19 protein-coding genes are annotated in these 20,330 nt (G+C 73.2%); 8 read left to right on the top strand and 11 right to left on the bottom strand.

Going from position 1 to position 20,330, the window contains the following annotated elements; translation table 11 throughout:
• Positions 1-765, bottom strand: coding sequence for an adenosylcobinamide-GDP ribazoletransferase (locus ACFYT9_RS10950; protein WP_376599957.1), 765 nt, complete (start codon positions 763-765; stop codon positions 1-3).
• Between the two features lie 87 nt (positions 766-852).
• Here ACFYT9_RS10950 and ACFYT9_RS10945 point away from each other — a divergent pair, with 87 nt between their 5' ends.
• Positions 853-1,620: a hypothetical protein gene (locus tag ACFYT9_RS10945; RefSeq protein WP_376599958.1), complete on the top strand. Its 768-nt coding sequence runs from the start codon at positions 853-855 to the stop codon at positions 1,618-1,620.
• Here the strand turns inward: ACFYT9_RS10945 and ACFYT9_RS10940 are convergent.
• From ACFYT9_RS10940 to ACFYT9_RS10925, 4 genes are all read right to left on the bottom strand, one after another.
• Entirely contained in the window at positions 1,560-2,270 is a 711-nt protein-coding gene (locus tag ACFYT9_RS10940; RefSeq protein ID WP_387279520.1) for a hypothetical protein, read from the bottom strand. The genes ACFYT9_RS10945 and ACFYT9_RS10940 overlap by 61 nt on opposite strands.
• Positions 2,267-4,027 (bottom strand): phosphatidylglycerol lysyltransferase domain-containing protein, encoded by a 1,761-nt coding sequence (locus ACFYT9_RS10935; protein ID WP_389162255.1) that lies wholly within the window; start codon positions 4,025-4,027, stop codon positions 2,267-2,269. Before ACFYT9_RS10935 ends, ACFYT9_RS10940 begins: the two co-directional genes overlap by 4 nt.
• 109 nt (positions 4,028-4,136) lie before the next feature.
• The gene (locus ACFYT9_RS10930; RefSeq protein ID WP_387279524.1) at positions 4,137-5,216 is read right to left on the bottom strand and encodes a nicotinate-nucleotide--dimethylbenzimidazole phosphoribosyltransferase; all 1,080 of its coding nucleotides are present in this window, start codon (positions 5,214-5,216) and stop codon (positions 4,137-4,139) included.
• An 81-nt stretch (positions 5,217-5,297) separates the two neighbouring features.
• Positions 5,298-6,500: a bifunctional adenosylcobinamide kinase/adenosylcobinamide-phosphate guanylyltransferase gene (locus tag ACFYT9_RS10925; RefSeq protein WP_389162253.1), complete on the bottom strand. Its 1,203-nt coding sequence runs from the start codon at positions 6,498-6,500 to the stop codon at positions 5,298-5,300.
• 93 nt (positions 6,501-6,593) lie between these two features.
• Between ACFYT9_RS10925 and ACFYT9_RS10920 the strand changes: the two genes are divergently transcribed.
• The gene (locus ACFYT9_RS10920; RefSeq protein ID WP_376605614.1) at positions 6,594-6,803 is read left to right on the top strand and encodes a hypothetical protein; all 210 of its coding nucleotides are present in this window, start codon (positions 6,594-6,596) and stop codon (positions 6,801-6,803) included.
• 262 nt (positions 6,804-7,065) lie between these two features.
• On the opposite strand, the gene ACFYT9_RS10915 is transcribed toward ACFYT9_RS10920, so the two are convergent.
• The 3 genes from ACFYT9_RS10915 to ACFYT9_RS10905 form a co-directional block, all read right to left on the bottom strand.
• Positions 7,066-8,151: a S1C family serine protease gene (locus ACFYT9_RS10915; RefSeq protein WP_389162251.1), complete on the bottom strand. Its 1,086-nt coding sequence runs from the start codon at positions 8,149-8,151 to the stop codon at positions 7,066-7,068.
• 172 nt (positions 8,152-8,323) lie between these two features.
• Positions 8,324-9,100: a class I SAM-dependent methyltransferase gene (locus tag ACFYT9_RS10910; RefSeq protein ID WP_387274238.1), complete on the bottom strand. Its 777-nt coding sequence runs from the start codon at positions 9,098-9,100 to the stop codon at positions 8,324-8,326.
• Positions 9,101-9,165: 65 nt separating this feature from the next.
• Entirely contained in the window at positions 9,166-9,768 is a 603-nt protein-coding gene (locus ACFYT9_RS10905; protein WP_376603026.1) for a DUF3043 domain-containing protein, read from the bottom strand.
• A 327-nt stretch (positions 9,769-10,095) separates the two neighbouring features.
• Here ACFYT9_RS10905 and ACFYT9_RS10900 point away from each other — a divergent pair, with 327 nt between their 5' ends.
• From ACFYT9_RS10900 to ACFYT9_RS10880, 5 genes are all read left to right on the top strand, one after another.
• On the top strand, positions 10,096-10,893 hold the full coding sequence (locus tag ACFYT9_RS10900) for a PspA/IM30 family protein (RefSeq protein ID WP_376603025.1): 798 nt from the start codon (positions 10,096-10,098) through the stop codon (positions 10,891-10,893).
• Between the two features lie 14 nt (positions 10,894-10,907).
• Positions 10,908-11,186 (top strand): hypothetical protein, encoded by a 279-nt coding sequence (locus ACFYT9_RS10895; RefSeq protein WP_389162249.1) that lies wholly within the window; start codon positions 10,908-10,910, stop codon positions 11,184-11,186.
• Between the two features lie 130 nt (positions 11,187-11,316).
• Positions 11,317-12,564: a sensor histidine kinase gene (locus ACFYT9_RS10890; protein ID WP_389162247.1), complete on the top strand. Its 1,248-nt coding sequence runs from the start codon at positions 11,317-11,319 to the stop codon at positions 12,562-12,564.
• Positions 12,561-13,250, top strand: coding sequence for a response regulator (locus ACFYT9_RS10885; protein ID WP_389162245.1), 690 nt, complete (start codon positions 12,561-12,563; stop codon positions 13,248-13,250). Before ACFYT9_RS10890 ends, ACFYT9_RS10885 begins: the two co-directional genes overlap by 4 nt.
• A gap of 154 nt (positions 13,251-13,404) precedes the next feature.
• Positions 13,405-16,563 carry an efflux RND transporter permease subunit gene (locus ACFYT9_RS10880; protein WP_389162243.1) on the top strand — a complete coding sequence of 1,053 codons (3,159 nt, stop codon included), beginning with the start codon at positions 13,405-13,407 and terminating at the stop codon, positions 16,561-16,563.
• Positions 16,564-16,673: 110 nt separating this feature from the next.
• On the opposite strand, the gene nadA is transcribed toward ACFYT9_RS10880, so the two are convergent.
• On the bottom strand, positions 16,674-17,864 hold the full coding sequence (gene nadA / locus ACFYT9_RS10875) for a quinolinate synthase NadA (protein ID WP_376605971.1): 1,191 nt from the start codon (positions 17,862-17,864) through the stop codon (positions 16,674-16,676).
• Between the two features lie 239 nt (positions 17,865-18,103).
• Between nadA and ACFYT9_RS10870 the strand changes: the two genes are divergently transcribed.
• Complete coding sequence (locus tag ACFYT9_RS10870; RefSeq protein WP_030758092.1) at positions 18,104-18,460, top strand: iron-sulfur cluster assembly accessory protein; 357 nt, start codon at positions 18,104-18,106, stop codon at positions 18,458-18,460.
• 127 nt (positions 18,461-18,587) lie between these two features.
• Here the strand turns inward: ACFYT9_RS10870 and ACFYT9_RS10865 are convergent, their stop codons facing one another.
• Together ACFYT9_RS10865 and ACFYT9_RS10860 are read right to left on the bottom strand one after the other, a co-directional pair.
• The gene (locus ACFYT9_RS10865; RefSeq protein WP_389162240.1) at positions 18,588-20,054 is read right to left on the bottom strand and encodes a hypothetical protein; all 1,467 of its coding nucleotides are present in this window, start codon (positions 20,052-20,054) and stop codon (positions 18,588-18,590) included.
• A gap of 66 nt (positions 20,055-20,120) precedes the next feature.
• Positions 20,121-20,327, bottom strand: a complete 207-nt coding sequence (locus ACFYT9_RS10860; RefSeq protein ID WP_376596749.1) for a hypothetical protein — start codon at positions 20,325-20,327, stop codon at positions 20,121-20,123.
• Positions 20,328-20,330 lie beyond the last annotated feature (3 nt).

Here is a 20,330-nt window from a genome sequence, read left to right as displayed (position 1 = left end):
CTACCCCAGGGTCAGCGCCACCAGCGTCGCCGTCGCCGCCGTCTCCTCCACCGCGCCGAAGACGTCGCCGGTCACGCCGCCGAAGCGGCGGACGCAGCGGCGGAGGAGCAGGGCGGCGGCGGCGAGGCCGGCGCCCGTGGCGAGGACGGCGTGGACGGAGTCGTACGGGGAGAGCAGCAGGCCCGTGCCCGCGGCGAGGAGGAGGACGGCGGCGGTGCAGAGGGTCGCCGACCGGACCGGCACCGTGCCGGCGACGATCGCGCCGAGCCCCTCCGGCCGGGCCGCCGGGACCCCGTGCCGGGAGGCGTGGGTGAGGGCGAGCCGGGCGACCGTGGCCGCGAGGACCACGGAGACCGCGCCGTGCGCCCAGCCCTCTCCGTACAGCTCGTACACGGCCGCGACCTGCGCGAGCAGGGCGAGGACCAGGGTGATGACGCCGAACGGGCCGATGTCGGACTGCTTCATGATGCGCAGCGCCTCGTCGGCGGGCTTCGCGCTGCCGAGCCCGTCGGCGGTGTCGGCGAGGCCGTCGAGGTGGAGGCCGCGGGTGAGCAGCGCGGGGACGGCGACGGTGACGACGGCGGCGGTCAGCGGCCCGGAGCCGAGCGGCAGGAGCACCCCGCCGGCCACGGCGGCGACGAGGCCGACGGCGAGCCCGGCGAACGGGGCCCAGAGCATGCCGGCGCGGGCCGCGTCACGGTCCCAGCGGGTGATGCGGGCGGGGAACACGGTGAGGGTCCCGAAGGCGAAACGCAGGCCGTCCATCCGGGCAGGGTAATCGCCGGTCGCGGACGGTAGATTGCGCAGGGTGATACGTATGGGTGCGTATCGGTCATAGCGGAACGGGGTGGCATGGGTCACTGGTTCTCCCGCAACATCCTGGAGCCGGGGAAGCTCCCGATGCTCCTCGCGCTGGCCTCCTTCGTCCTCACCTTCCTGATCACCCGCACCGTCACCCGGCTGATCCGCGCCGGAAAGGGGCCCTTCCGGAACGTCTCCTCCTCCGGCGGGCTGCACATCCACCACGTGGTGCCCGGCGTGGTCCTCACGGTGCTCGGCGGCTTCGGCGCGGTCGCCAGCGGCCGGCACGGCTTCGGCGCGGCGGCCTTCGCGGTGGTCTTCGGGATCGGCGCGGGTCTCGTCCTGGACGAGTTCGCGCTCATCCTCCATCTGGACGACGTGTACTGGTCGGAGGAGGGGCGGCAGAGCGTCGAGGTCGTCGTCCTCACCGCCGCCCTCATGCTGCTGCCGCTCAGCGGCTTCTCCCCGCTCGGCGTCGACGACATCACCGCGGAGGAGCGCCAGGACCGGTTGAGCTTCATCCTCACCCTGGCCCTGAACTTCCTCCTCATCCTGGTCACCCTGGTCAAGGGCAAGCTGCGGATGGCGCTGCTCGGCGTCTTCGTGCCCTTCCTGGCGATCATCGGCGCCGTCCGGCTGGCCCGCCCCGGCTCCTGGTGGTGGCGGCGCTTCTACCGCCGCCGCCACCGCGCCCGGGCCCGCGGCACCGTCCGCGCCTACCGGCACGACAAGCGCTGGACCCGGGTGCGCCGCAAGGTTCAGGACCTGATCGGCGGCTTCCAGGAGCGCGTCCCCGGTCGCGGCTCCACCCCGTCCTGACCCCGCTCCCGCCACCTCAGGAAGGCCATCAGCACCAGGACGCCGGCGATGGCCGCCAGGTGCTCCTTGCCCGCGAGGTTCGGCTTGACGATCACCTCGATCACCATCGCCAGGACGACCGCTCCCCCCGTCCAGTACGCCCGCTGCCGCCAGCAGACGTAGACGGCGAGGCCCACCACGGCCGCCGACGGACCGGTGTCCACCACGTGCGCGTCGGAGGCCGGCAGGCCGAGCGGGGTGCCGGGGCCCAGGGCGATGCCCACGCGCGCGTACAGCGTGCCGCACAGGGTCGCGAGATAGGCGATCCCGAGCGTCCGCCACCGGCCCAGGCAGAGCTCGGCGATCCCGAAGACCAGCAGCACCTGGGCGAGCGCGCCCCAGACGGGCAGGTCGAGCGCGGGGACGAAGAGCGAGAGCGGGGTACGCAGCAGGGCGAGCCAGAGCGGGTCCTCGGCCCGCACCGCGCCGATCGCCTGCACCGGCCCGTACCCCCACTCCTGGTTCTGGACGAACTGGAAGAGCGCGGTGAGGCAGACCGCGGCCAGCGTCAGCGGGACCGCCGCCCACCGGCGGGCCGTCAGCCCCCGCCGTACGGTGCCGAGGAGGGGACCCCACTCGCGGCGGGCGAACCCGCGGACCGCGCCGCTCAACGCCCGCTCTCCAGGTGCTTGCGGTGCAGCCACTTCGGCAGTCCGGGGGCCTCCAGGAAGCCCTCGGCGCGGCCCGCGGCGATGCCGATGCGGGGCAGGTCGGCGCTCTTCTCGAAGAGCATGAAGCGGGGCTCCCAGATCGGTCGGTACTTGGCGTTGGCGCGGTACAGCGACTCGATCTGCCACCAGCGGGAGAAGAAGCTGAGCAGCGAGCGCCACATCCTCAGCACCGGGCCGGCGCCGAGCTTCGAGCCGCGTTCGAAGACGGACCGGAACATCGCGAAGTTCAGCGAGACCTGCGTGATCCCGATCTCCTTCGCGCGCTGGAGTAGTTCGATCACCATGAACTCCATCAGACCGTTCTCGGAGTCGCGGTCCCGCCGCATCAGGTCCAGCGAGAGCCCCTTCGGCCCCCACGGCACGAAGGAGAGCACCGCCCGCAGCTCACCGGTGCCGTCGGTGCACTCGAGCATCACGCACCGCCCGTCGCGCGGGTCGCCGAGCCGGCCGAGCGCCATCGAGAAGCCCCGCTCGGTGGCCCCGTCCCGCCAGTCGTCCGCCTTCCGCAGCAGCTCCGCCATCTCCTCGGCCGGAATGTCCTCGTGGCGCCGGATCCGCACCTCGTACCCGGCCCGCTTGACCCGGTTGAACGCCTGCCGGACCGTCCGCATCGCCCGCCCGTCCAGGGTGAACTCGTCGGTCTCCACGATCGCTTCGTCGCCCAGCTCCAGGGCGTCCAGGCCGTGCCGGGCGTAGATCACCCCGGCCTCCTCGCTCGCGCCCATCACCGCCGGGATCCAGCCGTGCTCGCGGGCCTCGGCCAGCCACGGCTCGATCGCCCCCGGCCATGCCTCGGGGTCGCCGATCGGATCGCCGGAGGCGAGCGAGACCCCGCCCACCACCCGATAGGCGACGGCCGCCTTCTCGCTCGGCGACCAGACCACGCTCTTCTCGCGGCGCAGCGCGAAGTAGCCGAGCGAGTCCCGGTCGCCGTGCCGGTCGAGGAGCGCCCGCAGCCGCTCCTCGTCCGCCTCGGTCAGCGGGTCCACCGCCCGGCGGGAGCGGAAGGCGGCGAAGAGCACCGCGAACAGCAGCAGCGTGGACATCACGTTGATGACCACGTCGACCCAGCCCGGGGTGGCGATGGTCGGGAACCGCGAGTCGTCGGCGGCCAGCGTGACCAGCCGCATCACGCCGTACCGCCACCGCTCCAGGAAGGTGGCGTGCCCGGAGGCGGTGTTGGTGACGGTGACGAGCAGCGCGGCGAGCAGCGAGGTGACGAGCAGGCCGCCGACCGCGACCACCGCGGCGAGCAGCGGGTTGGAGCGGTCGCCCTTCGCGTAGAACTCCTTGCGACCCAGCAGCAGGGCGACGAAGAAGGCGGCGGTCAGGACCAGCGAGATCCAGTTCTGGGCGTGCTGCCGGACCTCGGGGAAGAACATCACCAGCGCGAAGAGCAGCAGGAAGAGACCGCTCAGGGCGGTGTTGAGGATCCAGGCGGCGCGCTTGCGGCGGCGCATGGTGATCGCCAGGAAGAGGGTGAAGACGCCGGAGGCGAAGCCCGCCGTGAGCATGTACGGCGTGAAGTAGTTGTCCTCGTTGTGCCGCCGCAGGTCCTGCCCCAAGGAGACCCAGACGGCACTCAGGAGGTTGATGAACGTGACGACGCGCAGGTACCAGACGGCGAACGCGGCACTCCGCCGCGAGCGGTCGGTGCCCCGGGGCGTTCCTTCGGCGGACAAACGGACCTCTCCCATGAAAAGCGATCATATGGGGCATCGCTTCCCGTGCGGCGACGCCGGAGGCGACCACCCGCGCGTCGCGGGCGGCCGCCTCCGGGCCTCACCGATGGAGTACGCCGTCCCCTCAGACCGCCCCGGCCGGGGCGACCTCGTCCGGAGTGGTCGGCTCCGGACGCTCGGGCAGCTCGGCGGCGAGTGCCGCCGCGGCCCGGACGAGGGGAAGCGCGAGCAGTGCCCCGGTTCCCTCACCCACCAGGACGCCCTGATCGAGCAGGGGGTTGAGCGCCATCCGGTCCAGCGCCTTCGCCTGCGCCGGCTCCCCGGACACCTGGCCCGCCAGCCACCAGTCCGGCGCCCGGAACGCCGCCCGCTGCGCCACCAGCGCACAGGCCGCGCCCACCACGCCGTCCAGGATCACCGGCATCCGCCGCACCGCCGCCTGGAGCAGGAAGCCGGTCGCCGCCGCGAGGTCGGCCCCGCCGACCGCGCCGAGCAGCGCCAGCTGGTCGCCCAGGACCGGCCGGGCCCGCCGCAGCGAGTCCCGGATCGCCGCGCACTTGCGCATCCACGCCAGGTCGTCGATGCCCGCGCCGCCGCGCCCGGTCACCACCGAGGCGTCCGTCCCGCACAGCGCCGCGATCAGCGTCGACGCCGGGGTCGTACCGCCCACGCTCAGATCACCGAGCACCACCAGATCGGTGCCCGAGTCGGCCTCCTCGTCGGCGATCGCCATGCCGAGCCGCACCGCGGCCTCGGCCTCCTCCGGCGTCAGCGCGTCCTCGACGTCGATCCGGCCGCTGCCGCGCCGCACCCGGTGCCGGGTGACCGCCTCCGGCAGCAGCTCGGGGTCGCAGTCCAGACCCGCGTCCACCACCCGTACCGGCACGTCCATCGAGCGGGCCAGCACGGCGAGCGGGCTCGCCCCGTCGAGCAGCTCCCGGACCAGGACGTGCGCGGTCCCGGCCGCGCGGCCGGACACGTCCGCCGAGGCGATGCCGTGGTCCCCGGCGAAGACGACCACCTTCGGCTGCTCGATCGCCCGCACCCGCACGGCCGACTGGGCCGCGGACAGCCACTCGGCCAGCTCGTCGAGGCGGCCGAGCGCGCCCGGGCGGACGGCGAGCCGCTCCCGGCGCTCCTCGGCGTCGCGCCGGATCCCGCCGTCGGGACGCTCGATCAGATCGGAGAAGTCGTCGAGGTTCAGGGGGTGCAGGTGGTCGTCCATCGGGGTTCCGCCTTGTGACATCAGCGAGGTTCGGCACACGGGCCCATCGAGATCAGCACCCTACCCGCGCAGCACCAGCGCCTGCCCCGCGACCACCAGCACGACCTGCTCGCACTCCTCCGCGAAGGCCGCGTTCAGCCGCCCCAGCTCGTCCCGGAACCGCCGCCCCGCCGCCGTCGCCGGCACCACGCCCGCACCGACCTCGTTGGTCACCGCCACCACCGTCCTGCGGGTCGCCCGCACCGCCGCCACCAGCTCCGCCGTCCGCTCCCGCAGCGCCGCCCGCCCGCTCTCCTCCCACCCGGCGTCGTCCCAGGCGCCCACCCGGTCCATGAGGTCGGTCAGCCACAGCGACAGACAGTCGATCAGCAGCGCCGGCCCCTCCGCGGCGAGCAGCGGCACCAGATCGGTGGTCTCGGCGGTACGCCACGAGCCCGGCCTCCGCTCCCGGTGCAGCCCCACCCGCTCCGCCCACTCCGGGTCGCCCTCCCGGGTCCCGCCGGTCGCCACGTACACCACCTCGGGGAAGGTCTCCAGGCGCCGCTCGGCCTCGACCGACTTCCCCGACCTGGCCCCGCCGGTCACCAGAGTCCGCCGCGGCACCTCCGGCACCTCGTGGTACTCGCCCAGGTACAGCACCGTCCCGTCCGGCACCGCCCGCGCCCCGGCCGCCGCGAGCCGCCGGTCCAGCTCGGCCCCGGTCGGCGCGTCGTGGTCCAGGTGGACGGCGATCACCTCCGTGGTCGGCCCCACGGCACCGGTCGCCCGCAGCCGCGCCAGGGCGTCCGGCCGGCCCGTCACGTCCGCCGCCACCAGGTCGTACGGCTCCTGGTGGTTCTCCGGCAGCCCGGCGGGCGCCCCGCCCGGCGGCAGGTACAGCAGCCGCTCGCCCTCCGCCGACACCACCTCGTACCCGGTGCCGGGGGAGTCCATCGGCACCGCCCGCACCCGGTGCCCGCTGATCAGCGTCAGCTCCCGCCCGTCGGGCACCCGCCCGGCCGTCGGCAGCCCGGCCGGCACCTCCACCGCCGGACCGTCGTGCGGATGGGTCAGCAGCACCTGCCGCACCCCCACCAGCGAGCGCCCCGCACGGGCCGCGGCGAGCGCCGCCCCCGGGGTGAGGTCGAGCAGCAGCGCGCCGTCCACCAGCAGCGCGGTCGCGGCACGCGCGCGCGTGCCGCGGGAGCGCGCGCACACCGCACAGGGGCAGTCGGGGCGGGGCAGGCCGAGCGGGGAGCCGGTGCCGAGCAGAGTCAGTTCCACGCACTGATCCTCCCGCGCCCCCGCGCGCGGTGCGCGCCCGGCTACTCTGCGGGCAGGAAACCGATCATCCGGTGAAAGCCCCAGGAGGCGGACATGGCATGGACGTGGCGGTTCGAGAAGACCGACGGCACGGAGGTCGCGCCGGTGGTGACGCCGGAGGAGTTCGGCACCCAGGGTGACGCCGAGAGCTGGCTCGGGGAGCACTGGCGCGACCTCCTCGCCGGCGGCGCGGACCAGGTGACCCTCTCCGAGGACACCACGAAGATCTACGGCCCGATGCCGCTGGACGCCGAGGGCGCCTGACGGCGAGAAGGGGCGGGATCCACCGGATCCCGCCCCTTCCCGCGCCCGGCGCCTTCCCGCGCCCGGCGCCTTCCCGCGCCCGGCGCCTTCCCGCGCCCGGCGCCTTCCCGCGCCCCCGCGTACCTCCGGGCCTCCCGCGCCCGGCCCCTTCCCCCGCCCCGCGCCTCCCGTGCCCCGCGTCTTCCCGTACGTCCGCGCCTCCCGCGCCCCCCGTACCTCCGCGCGCCCCCGTACCTCCCCGTACCTCCGTACCCCGCACCCCTCACATCTCGCCGAGGGTGACCTCCGCCTTGCGGGTCTCCGTGCCCCGGACGTACGTGACGGACACGACGTCGCCCGGGCTGCGGTCCGCCAGGGACTCCGCGAGCGAGGTGATCGTCGTGATGTCGTCGTCGGCGAGCCGGGTGATCACATCGCCCGCCCGCAGCCCCGCGTCCGCCGCCGCGCCGCCCTCCTCGGCCTCCACCACGGCCACGCCGGCCGGCTCGTAGGCGTCGTCCAGGACGGTCCGGCCGGTGATGTCGAGGGCGGCCCGGCCCGAATCGGTGACCTTGCCGTCCTTGATGATCTGGTCGGCGACGGTCTTCACCATCGAGGCGGGGATCGCGAAGCCGATGCCGGGCGCGGAGCCGCCGCCCATCGCCGGGTCGGTGGCCGCGAGCGTGGGGATGCCGACGACCTGCCCGTCCAGGTCGACCAGCGCGCCCCCGCTGTTGCCCGGGTTGATCGCCGCCGAGGTCTGCACCATGTTGCCGATGGTGGCGCCGGTGCCGCCGCCGGTCAGGCCCTCGCTGACCGTGCGGCCGGTCGCGGAGACGATGCCCTGGGTGACGCTGCCGGACAGGCCCAGCGGCGACCCCATCGCCAGCACGATCTTCCCCATCTCGACCGCCGTCGAGTCGCCGAACCGGGCCGGCTTCAGACCGTCGGGGACCGACTCCAGCCGGATCACCGCGAGGTCCTGCTCGGGGTAGGCGGCGACCAGCCGGGCCTCGACCGGCTGCCCGCCCGTGGCGGCGGTGACCCGGAAGGCCCGCTCGTCACCGACCACGTGCGCGTTGGTGACGATGTGCCCCCGGTCGTCGTAGACCACCCCCGAGCCCAGGCTCTCCGAGGCGTCGATCTGCACCACGGACGGCAGCACGTCCTTGATCACGGCCTGGTAGTCGTCCTCCAGCTCGTTGGCGGCGCGCGGCGCCGCCGCCTGCGCGGTGGTCCGCTCGGGCGTGGTGGACGCCCCGGAGTCCGCGGAGCAGCCGGCGGTCAGCGCGGCGGCGCAGACCGCCGCGGCGAGGGGAAGGACGAGACGGCGGGTACGGGCACGGGCGCGGGCGCGGGAGACATCCATGTCCGGAGTATCCGTTCCGTCCCCTTCGCCGTCCCGGTGGACGCCCCCGAACAGGCGTACCCCGCGCCGGACGGGGCAGGGGAGGGGCCTGAGGAGGAGGGGACGCGCGAGGGCCGGCGCGCCGCGTCGGCACACCGGCCCCGGCCGTGTCATACGTGTCGTGCTCCGGGGCTCAGCCCCGTACCCCGCACAGGTGCAGCAGCGCCGCCACCCGCCGGTACGGATCGGTCCGGCCGGCCCGCTCCTCGGCGGCCAGCAGCCGCTCCAGCTCCTCGGCCGCGGGCAGACCCGCCTCCGGGGGTACGCCGTCGGTGAAGACCCGCACCCCGTACCAGGCGTGCAGTGGCGCCGCGATCCCCGCGAGCGTCGCCATGAGGGAGTCGAGCCGGTCGGCCCGTACCTTCACACCGTCGTCGTCCTGGTAGACGTCCGAGTCGAAGCCGGCCAGCGCGCCCGTCCAGTCCCCGGCGAGCCCCGGCCGCATGGCGAGGGCGTCCGCGTTCCGTACCACCAGGGAGAGCAGGCCGCCGGGGGCCAGCATCCGGGCCAGCCCCGCGAGCAGCGCGTCCGGCTCGTCGGCGTACATCAGCACCCCGTGGCACAGGACCACGTCGAAGCTGCCCGGCAGGAAGTGGACGCCGGTCTCGCGCCCGTCGCCCTCGATCAGCCGGACCCGCTCCCGGATCCCGGCCGGCTCGGTCGCCAGCGACTCCCGGGCCGCCTTCAGCAGCTCGGGATCGGACTCCAGGCCCGTGACGGTGTGCCCGGCCCGGGCCAGCCGCAGCGCCTGCGTACCGGCCCCCATGCCCGCGTCGAGGATCCTCAGCCGCTGCCCCACCGGGTAGCGGCCGGTTATCTGCTCGTCGACCTGGCGGGCGACGATCTCCAGCCGGATGGTGTCCCGGAGCCCGCCGTGACCGGCGGGCCAGTGGACGACGGCGGGCAGCATCGGACCGCCCGTCCCGGTGGCGTCCACGCCGAAGGCGTGGCCGCCGGAGACCGAGCCGTCCGCGCTCAGGGCCGCTCTCCGCGCTTGACCTGCGGCTTCGGCAGCCGCAGTCGGCGCATCTGGAGCGTGCGCATCAGGCCGTACGCGATCGCGCCGCGCTTCGGCGTGTCGGGGAAGCGCTCGTTGAGCTGCTTCTTCAGACGGATCCAGATGCCGATCGAGTCCAGGATGATCAGGATGATCACACCGAGCCAGAGCAGCAGCGAGATGTTCTGGAGCGCGCGGTTCGCGTTGCCGAAGAGCGAGAGCACGAGGATGACCACGGCCATCGGCAGGAAGAACTCGGCGATCGCGAAACGCGAGTCGACGAAATCGCGCACGAAACGGCGCACCGGACCCTTGTCACGGGCCGGCAGATAACGCTCGTCACCGCTGTTCAGCGCCTCGCGCTGACGCGTCAGGTCGGCACGCCGCGCCTCTCGCTGGCGCTTGGCGGCCTCCTTGCGGTCGAGCGGGACGGACTGCGCACGACGACGCTGGGTCTGGGCCTCACTCCGCTTCGGGGTCGGGCGGCCCTTGGGGGCCTCGGGGTCGCGGGGCTGCTTGGAGAGGTCCGCCGTCACCTTCTCGGTGGGGGCCTTCTCATCCTTCGAACGGCTACGGAACACAAAACCCAAGGGTACGGGGTGGCGGGCATGGAACCCCAGTCCGGGAGGGAACGATCCGCTCACAGCCGGCGTCGTAGCCGGTACGCACACGGGGACGCACGGGATCCGGCACCGGATCCGGGGGGAATCGAGCAGACGCGGAGGGCCGCCGCCAGGGGTCCCCGGAGAGCCGTCTACTCCTCCCGCCGGAGACGGGAGGGTACCCAAGTCGTCCTTGGGGAGGAGCGCATCCGACTCCGAACAGTGCGGTAATGGAGGCAGGGACCGTACTGTGGATCCTGACGAAGAGCTGGTGCCAAGTCCGTCAGAAGGGGGCGCGCGAAGCCCATGAGCGGTGTCATGAAGCGTATGGGGATGATCTTCCGCGCGAAGGCGAACAAAGCCCTTGACCGGGCCGAGGACCCGCGGGAGACCCTCGATTACTCCTACCAGAAGCAGCTGGAGCTGCTGCAGAAGGTGCGCAGGGGCGTCGCCGACGTCGCCACCTCCCGCAAGCGGCTCGAACTCCAGCTGAACCAGCTGCAGGGCCAGTCCTCCAAGCTGGAGGACCAGGGCCGCAAGGCGCTGGCGCTCGGCCGCGAGGACCTCGCCCGCGAGGCGCTGTCCCGCAGGGCCGCGCTCCAGCAGCAGGTCAGCGACCTCGAGGTGCAGCACCAGACCCTCCAGGGCGAGGAGGAGAAGCTGACCCTCGCGGCGCAGCGCCTCCAGGCCAAGGTCGACGCCTTCCGCACCAAGAAGGAGACCATCAAGGCCACCTACACGGCAGCCCAGGCCCAGACCCGGATCGCCGAGTCCTTCTCCGGCATCTCCGAGGAGATGAGCGACGTCGGCCTCGCCATCCAGCGGGCCGAGGACAAGACCGCCCAGCTCCAGGCCCGGGCCGGCGCCATCGACGAGCTCCTCGCCTCCGGCGCGCTCGACGACCAGTCGGGCCTCGCCAAGGACGACATCCAGGCCGAGCTGGACCGCCTCTCCGGCGGCACCGACGTCGAGCTGGAGCTCCAGCGGATGAAGGCGGAGCTGGCCGGGGGCCCCTCGGCCCAGCAGCAGGCCATCGAGGGCGGCGCCACCGGCGCCCCGCAGCAGGAGCAGCAGCAGTCCCACCCGCGCTTCGACAAGCAGTAGGCAAGGACGGCGTCATGATCGTACGGATCATGGGGGAGGGCCAGCTGGAGCTGGCCGACAGCCACTTCGCCGAGCTGAACAAGCTCGACGACGAGCTGTTGAACGAGATGCAGTCCGGTGACGAGGCAGGCTTCCGGCGCACGCTGGGCGCCCTCCTCGACGCCGTCCGCCGTCTGGGCACCCCCCTCCCGGACGACGCCCTGGAACCCTCGGAACTCATCCTCCCGTCGCCCGACGCCTCTCTGGCGGAGGTCAGCGAGATGCTCTCCGACGACGGCCTGATCCCGGGCTGACACGGCCGTGCCCACCCGTCCCGCTCCCGCGGGACCGGTGGGCACACCGGACGGCGCCCGCGCACCCGCTTCCACCCCGCGGGACGGCACCGCTCCCCGCACCCACGTCACCACCCCGTACCGTTTCCGGGTGACCCGCACCGGACCCGGCTTCGCAGCACCACTGTGCGAACGCTTCCGCGACCACCCCCTCGCCCTCGACGCCGCCCTGGCCCTCGGCGTCCTCCTCGCGATGATCGCCGCCTCCTTCACGGACCCCCACGGCAGCGCCACCGGCCCGACCTTCGGCGACCGCGCCCCCACCCTCCTCGGCGTCGCGATGATGACCGCCGCCGCCGTCGCCCTGGTGCTCCGCCGCCGCCGGCCCTTCGCCGTCCTCGCCTTCACCGCCGGGCTCACCCTCGTCGAACTCCTCGGCGACACCCGGCCCGCCCCGGTCACCGTCAGCGCCGTCGTCGCGCTCTACACGGTCGCCGCCCGCACCGACCGCCCCACCACCTGGCGGGTCGGCCTCGCCACCATGACCGCCCTCGCCTTCGCCGCCATGGCCTTCGGACCCACGCCCTGGTACGCGCAGGAGAACCTCGGGGTCTTCGCCTGGACCGGCATGGCGGCCGCCGCCGGCGACGCCGTCCGCAGCCGCCGCGCCTTCGTCGACGCCATCCGGGAGCGCGCCGAGCGCGCCGAACGGACCCGCGAGGAGGAGGCCCGCCGCCGGGTCGCGGAGGAACGGCTCCGGATCGCCCGCGACCTCCACGACGTCGTCGCCCACCACATCGCCCTCGTCAACGTCCAGGCCGGGGTCGCCTCCCACGTCATGGACAAGCGCCCCGACCAGGCCAAGGAAGCCCTCGCCCACGTCCGCGAGGCCAGCCGCTCCGCCCTCGACGAGCTGCGCGCCACCGTCGGGCTGCTCCGCCAGTCCGGCGACCCCGCGGCCCCCACCGAGCCCGCCCCCGGCCTCGCCGTCATCGACGGGCTCCTCGACAGCTTCCGCAAGGCCGGCCTGCCCGTCTCGCTGGCCCGTTCCGACGGCGGCCGGCAGCTCCCGGCGGCCGTCGACCTCGCCGCGTACCGGATCGTCCAGGAGGCCCTGACCAACGTCCGCAAGCACGCGGGACCGGACGCGAGCGCCGAGGTGAGCGTCGTCCTCGTGGGCCGTACCGTCGAGATCACCGTCCTCGACGACGGCACCCCGCCCGCCGGGCCGGCCCCCGAACCCTCCGGCGGCCACGGCCTGCTCGGCATGCGCGAGCGGGTCACCGCCCTCGGCGGCGGCCTCACCGCCGCACCCCGCTACGGCGGCGGCTTCCGGGTGCAGGCGATACTGCCGTTGCCCTTCGGGACCGTCTGGGAGGCGCGGGAGGACGACAGATGACGATCCGGGTACTGCTCGCCGACGACCAGGCCCTGCTGCGCAGCGCCTTCCGCGTGCTGGTCGACTCCGAGCCCGACATGGAGGTGGTCGGCGAGGCCGCCGACGGCGCCCAGGCCGCCGCCCTCGCCCGCGCCGAACGGCCCGACGTCGTCCTCATGGACATCCGGATGCCCGGCACCGACGGCCTCGCCGCCACCCACATGATCACCGCCGACCCCGAGCTCGCCCAGGTCCGGATCGTCATGCTCACCACCTTCGAGATCGACGAGTACGTCGTCGAGTCGCTGCGCGCCGGCGCCTCCGGCTTCCTCGGCAAGGGCGCGGAACCGGACGAGCTGCTCGGCGCCATCCGGATCGCGCACGCCGGCGAGGCGCTGCTCTCCCCGGCGGCCACCAAGGGCCTGATCTCGACCTTCCTCGCCCAGAGCGCCGCCGCGCCGCCGGTCGGCGCCGGCGCCCGGGCGGACTCCGGACGGCTCGCCGCCCTCACCGCGCGCGAGCGCGAGGTCCTCGTCCTGGTCGGCGGCGGGCTGTCCAACGACGAGATCGCCGAACGGCTCGACGTCAGCCCGCTCACCGTGAAGACGCACGTCAACCGCACCATGGCCAAGCTCGGCGCCCGCGACCGCGCCCAGCTGGTGGTCACCGCCTACGAGACCGGACTGGTACGCCCGAGGGGGGAGTGACCCCGCCCGCCGGCGTACTGCGGACGCGGTACGCGCCCCGGGACAGACCCGCCCCGGGGCCGACGCGATCCGGCCCGGCGGTGGCGGATCCTGTCGTCCGGGGGGAGCTTCTGGCGCCCGCCTGCCGACGAGTACGCCACAGAAGAGAGACCCCATGTCCTGGCTGTCCAGATTCAGCCTCGCGCAACGGGCCCTGATCGGGCTGATGTCCATCATCGCCATCGTCTTCGGACTGATCGCGATACCCCAGCTGAAGCAGCAGCTGTTCCCCTCGATCGAGCTCCCGATGGTCTCGGTCATCGCCCCCTACCAGGGCGCCTCTCCCGATGTGGTCGAGAAGCAGGTCGTCGAGCCGCTGGAGAACAACCTCAAGGCCGTCGACGGCATCAAGGGCATCACGTCCACCGCCTCCGAGGGCAGCGCCGTCATCATGGCCTCCTTCGACTACGGGGATGAGTCCACCAAGCAGCTCGTCGCCGACGTCCAGCAGGCCGTCAACCGCGCCCGGGCCGTGCTGCCCGAGACGGTCGACCCGCAGGTCGTGGCCGGCTCGACCGACGACATCCCCACGGTCGTCCTCGCCGCCACCTCCGACAAGGACCAGCAGGCCCTCGCCGACCAGCTGGAGCGGACCGTCGTCCCCGCCCTGGAGGACATCGACGGCGTCGGCCAGGTCAGCATCGACGGCGTCCAGGACCTCCAGGTCTCCGTCACCCCCGACGAGCGCAAGCTCGCCGCGGCGGGCCTGACCTCGATGAACCTCGCCCAGGCCCTCCAGGCCGGCGGCGCCGCCCTGCCCGCCGGCTCCTTCTCCGAGGCCGGCAAGAGCCGCACCGTCCAGGTCGGCGGCGGCTACACCTCGCTCCAGCAGATCCAGGACCTGCGGATCAAGCCCGCCAAGGGCAAGGCGGTCCGGCTCGGCGACGTCGCCGCCGTCACGCAGGAGGAGTCCGCCCGGGTCTCCCTGACCCGCACCAACGGCAAGCCCAGCCTCGCCGTCATGGCCACCATGGACAAGGACGGCAGCGCCGTCGCCATCTCCGAGGCCGTCGAGGAGAAGCTTCCCGGGCTGCGCGAGCAGCTGGGCGCGGGCGCCGAGCTGACCGTCGTCTCCGACCAGGGCCCGGCCGTCGCCAAGTCGATCTCCGGCCTCACCACCGAGGGCGCCCTCGGCCTCGTCATGGCCGTGCTGGTGATCCTGGTCTTCCTCGCCTCGATCCGCTCGACCCTGGTCACCGCGGTCTCCATCCCGCTCTCGGTCGTCCTCGCGCTGATCGTGCTGTGGACCCGCGACCTCTCCCTCAACGTGCTGACGCTGGGCGCGCTCACCATCGCCATCGGCCGGGTCGTCGACGACTCGATCGTGGTCCTGGAGAACATCAAGCGCCACCTCGGCTACGGCGAGGACCGCCAGTCCGCGATCGTCACCGCCGTCAAGGAGGTGGCCGGCGCGGTCACCTCCTCCACCCTGACCACCGTCGCCGTCTTCCTGCCGATCGGCCTGGTCGGCGGCATGGTCGGCGAGCTGTTCGGCTCCTTCAGCCTCACCGTCACGGCCGCCCTGCTGGCCTCGCTGCTGGTGTCGCTGACGGTCGTCCCGGTGCTCTCCTACTGGTTCCTGCGCGCGCCCAAGGGCACCTCGGAGGACCCGGACGAGGCCCGCAGGCTCGCCGAGGAGAAGGAGGCGAAGAGCCGCCTCCAGCGCGCGTACGTGCCGGTGCTGCGGTTCGCCACCCGCCGCCGCCTCACCAGCGTGGCCATCGCCCTCGTCGTCCTGGTCGTCACCTTCGCCATGGCGCCCCTCATGAAGACCAACTTCTTCGACCAGGGCGACCAGCCGGTCCTGACGGTCAAGCAGAAGCTGGCCCCCGGGACCAGCCTGGACGCCTCCGACGCGGCCGCGAAGAAGATCGAGAAGGTCCTCGCGGACACCGAGGGCGTCAAGGACTACCAGGTCACCGTCGGCTCCTCCGGCTTCATGGCGGCCTTCGGCGGCGGCACCGGTGCCAACCAGGCGTCCTTCCAGGTCACCCTGGAGGAGTCCGCCTCGTACGAGAAGACCCGGGACGCCATCGAGGCGGGCCTCGGCCGGCTCGACGGCGTCGGCGACACCTCGATCGCGGCCGGCGACGGCTTCTCCAGCCAGGACCTGAGCGTCGTCGTGAAGGCAGGCGACCGGGAGCTGCTCCAGAAGGCGTCCGACCAGGTGCAGAAGGCGGTCGCGGAGCTGAAGGACGTCACCGACGTCCAGAGCGACCTCTCCCAGTCGGTCCCGCGGATCTCCGTGAAGGCCAGCGCGAAGGCGGCCGACGCCGGCTTCGACGCCACCACCCTGGGCATGATCGTCGCCCAGGCCGTCCGGGGCACCCCGGCCGGCAAGGCGACCCTCGACGACGCCGAGCGGGACATCCTCATCACCTCGGCCGCCCCGGCCACCACCCTCGCCGAGCTGAAGGCGCTGCCGCTCGGCCCGGTGAAGCTCGGCGACATCGCCACCGTGGAGCTCGTGCCCGGCCCGGTCTCCATGACCCGGATCGACGGCGCCCGCGCGGCGACGATCACGGCCAAGCCGACCACGGACAACACCGGCGCCGTGGGCACCGCGCTCCAGTCGAAGATCGACAAGCTCGACCTGCCCGAGGGCGCCTCCGCCTCCATCGGCGGTGTCTCCGAGGACCAGAACGAGGCGTTCGTCAACCTCGGCCTGGCGATGCTCGCGGCCGTCGCGATCGTCTTCATGCTGCTCGTCGCGACCTTCCGGTCGCTGGTCCAGCCGCTGATCCTGCTGGTCTCCATCCCGTTCGCCGCCACCGGCGCCATCGGCCTCCTGGTCGCCACCGGCACCGCGATGGGCGTCCCGGCGATGATCGGCATGCTGATGCTCATCGGCATCGTCGTGACCAACGCGATCGTGCTGATCGACCTGATCAACCAGTACCGGGCCCAGGGGTACGGCGTCGTCGAGGCGGTGATCGAGGGCGGCCGGCACCGGCTCCGCCCGATCCTGATGACCGCGCTGGCGACCGTCTTCGCCCTGCTCCCGATGGCCCTCGGCATCACCGGTGAGGGCGGCTTCATCGCCCAGCCGCTCGCCGTGGTCGTGATCGGCGGTCTGATCACCTCGACCCTGCTGACCCTCCTCCTCGTCCCGACGCTCTACGCGATGGTCGAACTCCGCAAGGAGCGCCGGGCGAAGAAGAAGGCGGCGAAGAGGGGCGCGAAGCGGACGCTCAAGAAGGGCGGCGACGAGGAGAACCCGCAGCAGCCGGACATCTCCCCGCTCGACGCCACCCTGCTGGACGCGCTCGACTGAGTCCGGGCCGGCAGACGACGAAGGGGCGCCCCCACGGGATCGTGGGGGCGCCCCTTCGGCATACGCGGCGGCTCGGGTACGGGCCGGCTCGGGTACGGGCCGGAGAACCGTTACGGCAGAGCCAGCATCCGCTCCAGCGCCAGCTTCGCGAACGCCTCCGTCTCCTTGTCGACCTCGATCCGGTTGACCAGGTTGCCCTCGGCCAGCGACTCCAGCGTCCACACCAGGTGGGGCAGGTCGATCCGGTTCATGGTCGAGCAGAAGCAGACCGTCTTGTCGAGGAAGACGATCTCCTTGCCCTGGTCGGCGTAGCGGTTCGCCAGACGCCGGACCAGGTTCAGCTCCGTGCCGATGGCCCACTTGGAGCCGGCCGGGGCCGCCTCCAGCGTGTTGATGATGTACTCGGTCGAGCCCACGTGGTCCGCGGCGGCGACGACCTCGTGCTTGCACTCGGGGTGGACCAGCACGTTCACGCCGGGGATGCGGGCGCGCACGTCCTCGACCGAGTCCAGCGAGAAGCGGCCGTGCACCGAGCAGTGACCCCGCCACAGGATCATCTTGGCGGCGCGCAGCTGCTCGACGGTGAGACCGCCGTTCGGCTTGTGCGGGTTGTAGAGCACGCAGTCGTCCAGGGACATGCCCATGTCGCGGACGGCGGTGTTGCGGCCCAGGTGCTGGTCCGGGAGGAAGAGCACCTTCTCACCCTGCTCGAAGGCCCAGTCCAGAGCCTTCTTCGCGTTGGACGAGGTGCAGATCGTGCCCCCGTGCTTGCCGGTGAAGGCCTTGATGTCGGCCGAGGAGTTCATGTACGAGACGGGCACGGTGGTGTCCGCGATCCCCGCCTCGGTCAGCACGTCCCAGCACTCGGCGACCTGCTCGGCGGTGGCCATGTCGGCCATCGAGCAGCCCGCGGCCAGGTCCGGCAGCACGACCTTCTGGTCGTCGCCGGTGAGGATGTCGGCCGACTCGGCCATGAAGTGCACGCCGCAGAAGACGATGTACTCCGCCTCCGGCTTGGCGGCCGCGTCACGCGCGAGCTTGAAGGAGTCACCGGTGACGTCGGCGAACTGGATGACCTCGTCGCGCTGGTAGTGGTGGCCGAGGACGAAGACCTTGTCCCCGAGCTTCTCCTTGGCCGCTCGGGCACGCTCCACCAGGTCGGGGTCGGAGGGAGACGGCAGATCGCCGGGACACTCCACGCCGCGCTCGCTCTTGGGGTCGGCCTCGCGGCCGAGCAGCAGCAGGGCGAGCGGCGTCGGCTGGACGTCCAGGGGGGTCTGGGCGGTGGTCACGTCACGCACCCTTTCTTCGGGGAACCTTTTCGTCTAAATGACGCTATCTATCATAACCTCTTCACGTCATCCTGACGATGGCCATAGTGTCGATGTGACGAATTCGCCCTCCGCGTCCGGGGGCGGGGTGTGCGAGCATGAAGGAGGGAAATCCCGAGGGAAATCCCACTCGACCCGGAATGAATCCGGGGCACCGCCGGTTCCAACCGTCGGCAAGCAGTCTCCGTACCAACCCGGGAGAGATGTAGATGTCCGTATCGGACGAGACCAGCACCGTCACCGACGGCATCCTTCTGAGCGACGCCGCCGCGGCCAAGGTCAAGGCTCTGCTCGACCAGGAAGGCCGCGACGACCTGGCCCTGCGCGTCGCCGTCCAGCCCGGCGGCTGCTCCGGCCTGCGCTACCAGCTGTTCTTCGACGAGCGCTCGCTCGACGGCGACGTCGTCAAGGACTTCGACGGTGTCAAGGTCGTCACCGACCGCATGAGCGCCCCCTACCTGGGCGGCGCCTCCATCGACTTCGTCGACACCATCGAGAAGCAGGGCTTCACGATCGACAACCCGAACGCCACCGGCTCCTGCGCCTGTGGCGACTCGTTCAGCTAGGCCCTTCCTCCCGGCGAGATCCGGGAGAGGTGGCCTGGGCCGTCGCGCGAGCGACGGCCGAGGGCGATGGCCCGGGAGACCGACCTCCCGGGCCATCGCCCTTTTTCCCTGACAGGCGCCGCGCGCCCTACCGGCGCGGCAGGGCCTCGTCGCTCACCGCGTCCACCACCGGCCGGTCGCCCAGCGGAGCCTTCAGCGCCACCTCCACGGTGACCTCCTTGGCGACCAGGATGCAGACCCGGTCCGGATCGGTCGGCTTCTCGTCGATCCGCACCCGCACCTGGCGCGCGTCCTCGGCGGCGTGCGCCGTGTAGGTGCTGCACACCCCGCCCCAGAAGGTCAGCGCCAGCGTCCGCCCGTCGGGCCGCACCGTGAACGACTCGATCCGCCGCACCGGCTCCGTGCCCTCGGCCGGCTCCTCCACGCTCGGCGTGGGCACCGGGGACGGCGTCGCCGGCGGCACCACGTACTCCGGCGCCACCGCCGTCGAGGTCACCGTGTACGGCGCCGAGTCCGCCGGGTCGGCGGTGAACAGCCACGCCGGCACGAGCGCCCGCCCGTCCGCCGTGTCCGTCGCCGCCAGGCCGAGCACCGCACCCGTCACCGGCACCTCGCGCGGCGGGGCCATGTCCACGGTCGTCTCGCAGGGCGCGTCCTTGCCGGGCTCGCCCGGCGCCTGCGGCTCCCCGGCAGGCGGAGCGGTCGCGCAGCCGCCGATCCCGATCGGACCGGTGCCCTTCGACTCCTCGTTCAGCTTCGCCAGCGCCCGCTCCGCCGACACCACCGGATACGTCCCGGCCGCGGCCGGCTCCTTCAGCGTCCCGCTGCCCGCCACCGGCCGCCCGTCCGGGCCGATGTGCAGCCCCGTCGACCAGCCGTAGGTGGGCAGCCCGCCGATCACCGGCTCGGCGTTCACCACCCGCACCGAACCGTTCATGACCTGGGCCGCCGACACCTTGGCGTCGTCCTGCCCCAGCACCTTCAGCACCGGTGCGGCGGCCGCCCGCGCCGCGGCCTCGCTCACCGGGGTGCCCCTGGCCGGCGGCTTCGCCTCGCCCGGCGGCGGGCACGCCTTGCCCTTGAGACAGGTGTCGCCGGCCGGACCGCCGTCGTACCAGGAGTACGTCCAGCTCCCCGGCGCCTGCCGGGACACGTCGAGGCGCGGCTCCTGGCCGTCCTTCTCGGGCCGGATCGTCCACACGTCCCCGACCAGCGCCGGACGCCCCTCGACCCCGAGAACCGCGGCCAGCCTGGTCACCTCTTCCGAGGTGACCAGGCCCTCCGGCCGGTGGACCGCGGCCGACGAGGGCCCCTGGGGGAGTGGGCCCTCGGCTCTGTAGACCGTCCCGCTCGGGCCGCCGCCCGGGTCCGGTTCGCCCGGCGCGATCCCCGCGTCCGGGCCCGTACCGCCGCTCCCGCCCCCGAGCCGCAGGGGCGGCGGTGCGGGCGCGCCCGCGGCCCGCGACGCGGTACCGGCCCCCTCGTCACCCGAGGCGGTCAGATACAACCCGCCGCCACCGGCCAGCACCACACCCGCCGCCACCGTGGCGACGAGCGCGGTCCGTCGCCCGCGTCCGCTCTCCGTACCGCTCACCGCAACGCTCCCTCGTGTCGATCGGACACCGGTGGGACGGGGCGGGGGCGCGGACGGTTCCGTCCGTCAGCCGCCGTACTCGGCGGTGGCGGCGATCAGTCGCGCCGACGCGTCCGGGACGACCACCCCGTGGATCGAGGAGGGCGGGACCGGGGCGGGCGCCGGATCGGCCGGCGTCACCCAGTGCGGGACCATCCGGGCACTGGCCCCGCGCAGCTCCGCGAGGCTCAGTTCGGACTCGTGTCGCTCGCGAGGAGCGGGATACATGGTCATGGG

The sequence above is a fragment of the Streptomyces sp. NPDC004435 genome (genome assembly GCF_042873895.1).
GTDB lineage: Bacteria > Actinomycetota > Actinomycetes > Streptomycetales > Streptomycetaceae > Streptomyces.
The sequence above is the reverse complement of the archived record's forward strand: the minus strand, read 5'-3'. Positions and strand labels throughout refer to the sequence as shown.

Bases quoted from the DNA above. Each gene is read 5' to 3' on its own strand.
- ACFYT9_RS10920 (WP_376605614.1), top strand. From the start codon at position 6,594: ATGGCATGGACGTGGCGGTTCGAGAAGACCGACGGCACGGAGGTCGCG.
- ACFYT9_RS10885 (WP_389162245.1), top strand. From the start codon at position 12,561: ATGACGATCCGGGTACTGCTCGCCGACGACCAGGCCCTGCTGCGCAGC.
- ACFYT9_RS10910 (WP_387274238.1), bottom strand. From the start codon at position 9,100: ATGCTGCCCGCCGTCGTCCACTGGCCCGCCGGTCACGGCGGGCTCCGG.
- ACFYT9_RS10860 (WP_376596749.1), bottom strand. From the start codon at position 20,327: ATGACCATGTATCCCGCTCCTCGCGAGCGACACGAGTCCGAACTGAGC.
- ACFYT9_RS10915 (WP_389162251.1), bottom strand. From the start codon at position 8,151: ATGGATGTCTCCCGCGCCCGCGCCCGTGCCCGTACCCGCCGTCTCGTC.
- ACFYT9_RS10870 (WP_030758092.1), top strand. From the start codon at position 18,104: ATGTCCGTATCGGACGAGACCAGCACCGTCACCGACGGCATCCTTCTG.
- ACFYT9_RS10945 (WP_376599958.1), top strand. From the start codon at position 853: ATGGGTCACTGGTTCTCCCGCAACATCCTGGAGCCGGGGAAGCTCCCG.
- ACFYT9_RS10900 (WP_376603025.1), top strand. From the start codon at position 10,096: ATGAGCGGTGTCATGAAGCGTATGGGGATGATCTTCCGCGCGAAGGCG.
- ACFYT9_RS10880 (WP_389162243.1), top strand. From the start codon at position 13,405: ATGTCCTGGCTGTCCAGATTCAGCCTCGCGCAACGGGCCCTGATCGGG.
- ACFYT9_RS10950 (WP_376599957.1), bottom strand. From the start codon at position 765: ATGGACGGCCTGCGTTTCGCCTTCGGGACCCTCACCGTGTTCCCCGCC.
- ACFYT9_RS10935 (WP_389162255.1), bottom strand. From the start codon at position 4,027: ATGGGAGAGGTCCGTTTGTCCGCCGAAGGAACGCCCCGGGGCACCGAC.
- ACFYT9_RS10895 (WP_389162249.1), top strand. From the start codon at position 10,908: ATGATCGTACGGATCATGGGGGAGGGCCAGCTGGAGCTGGCCGACAGC.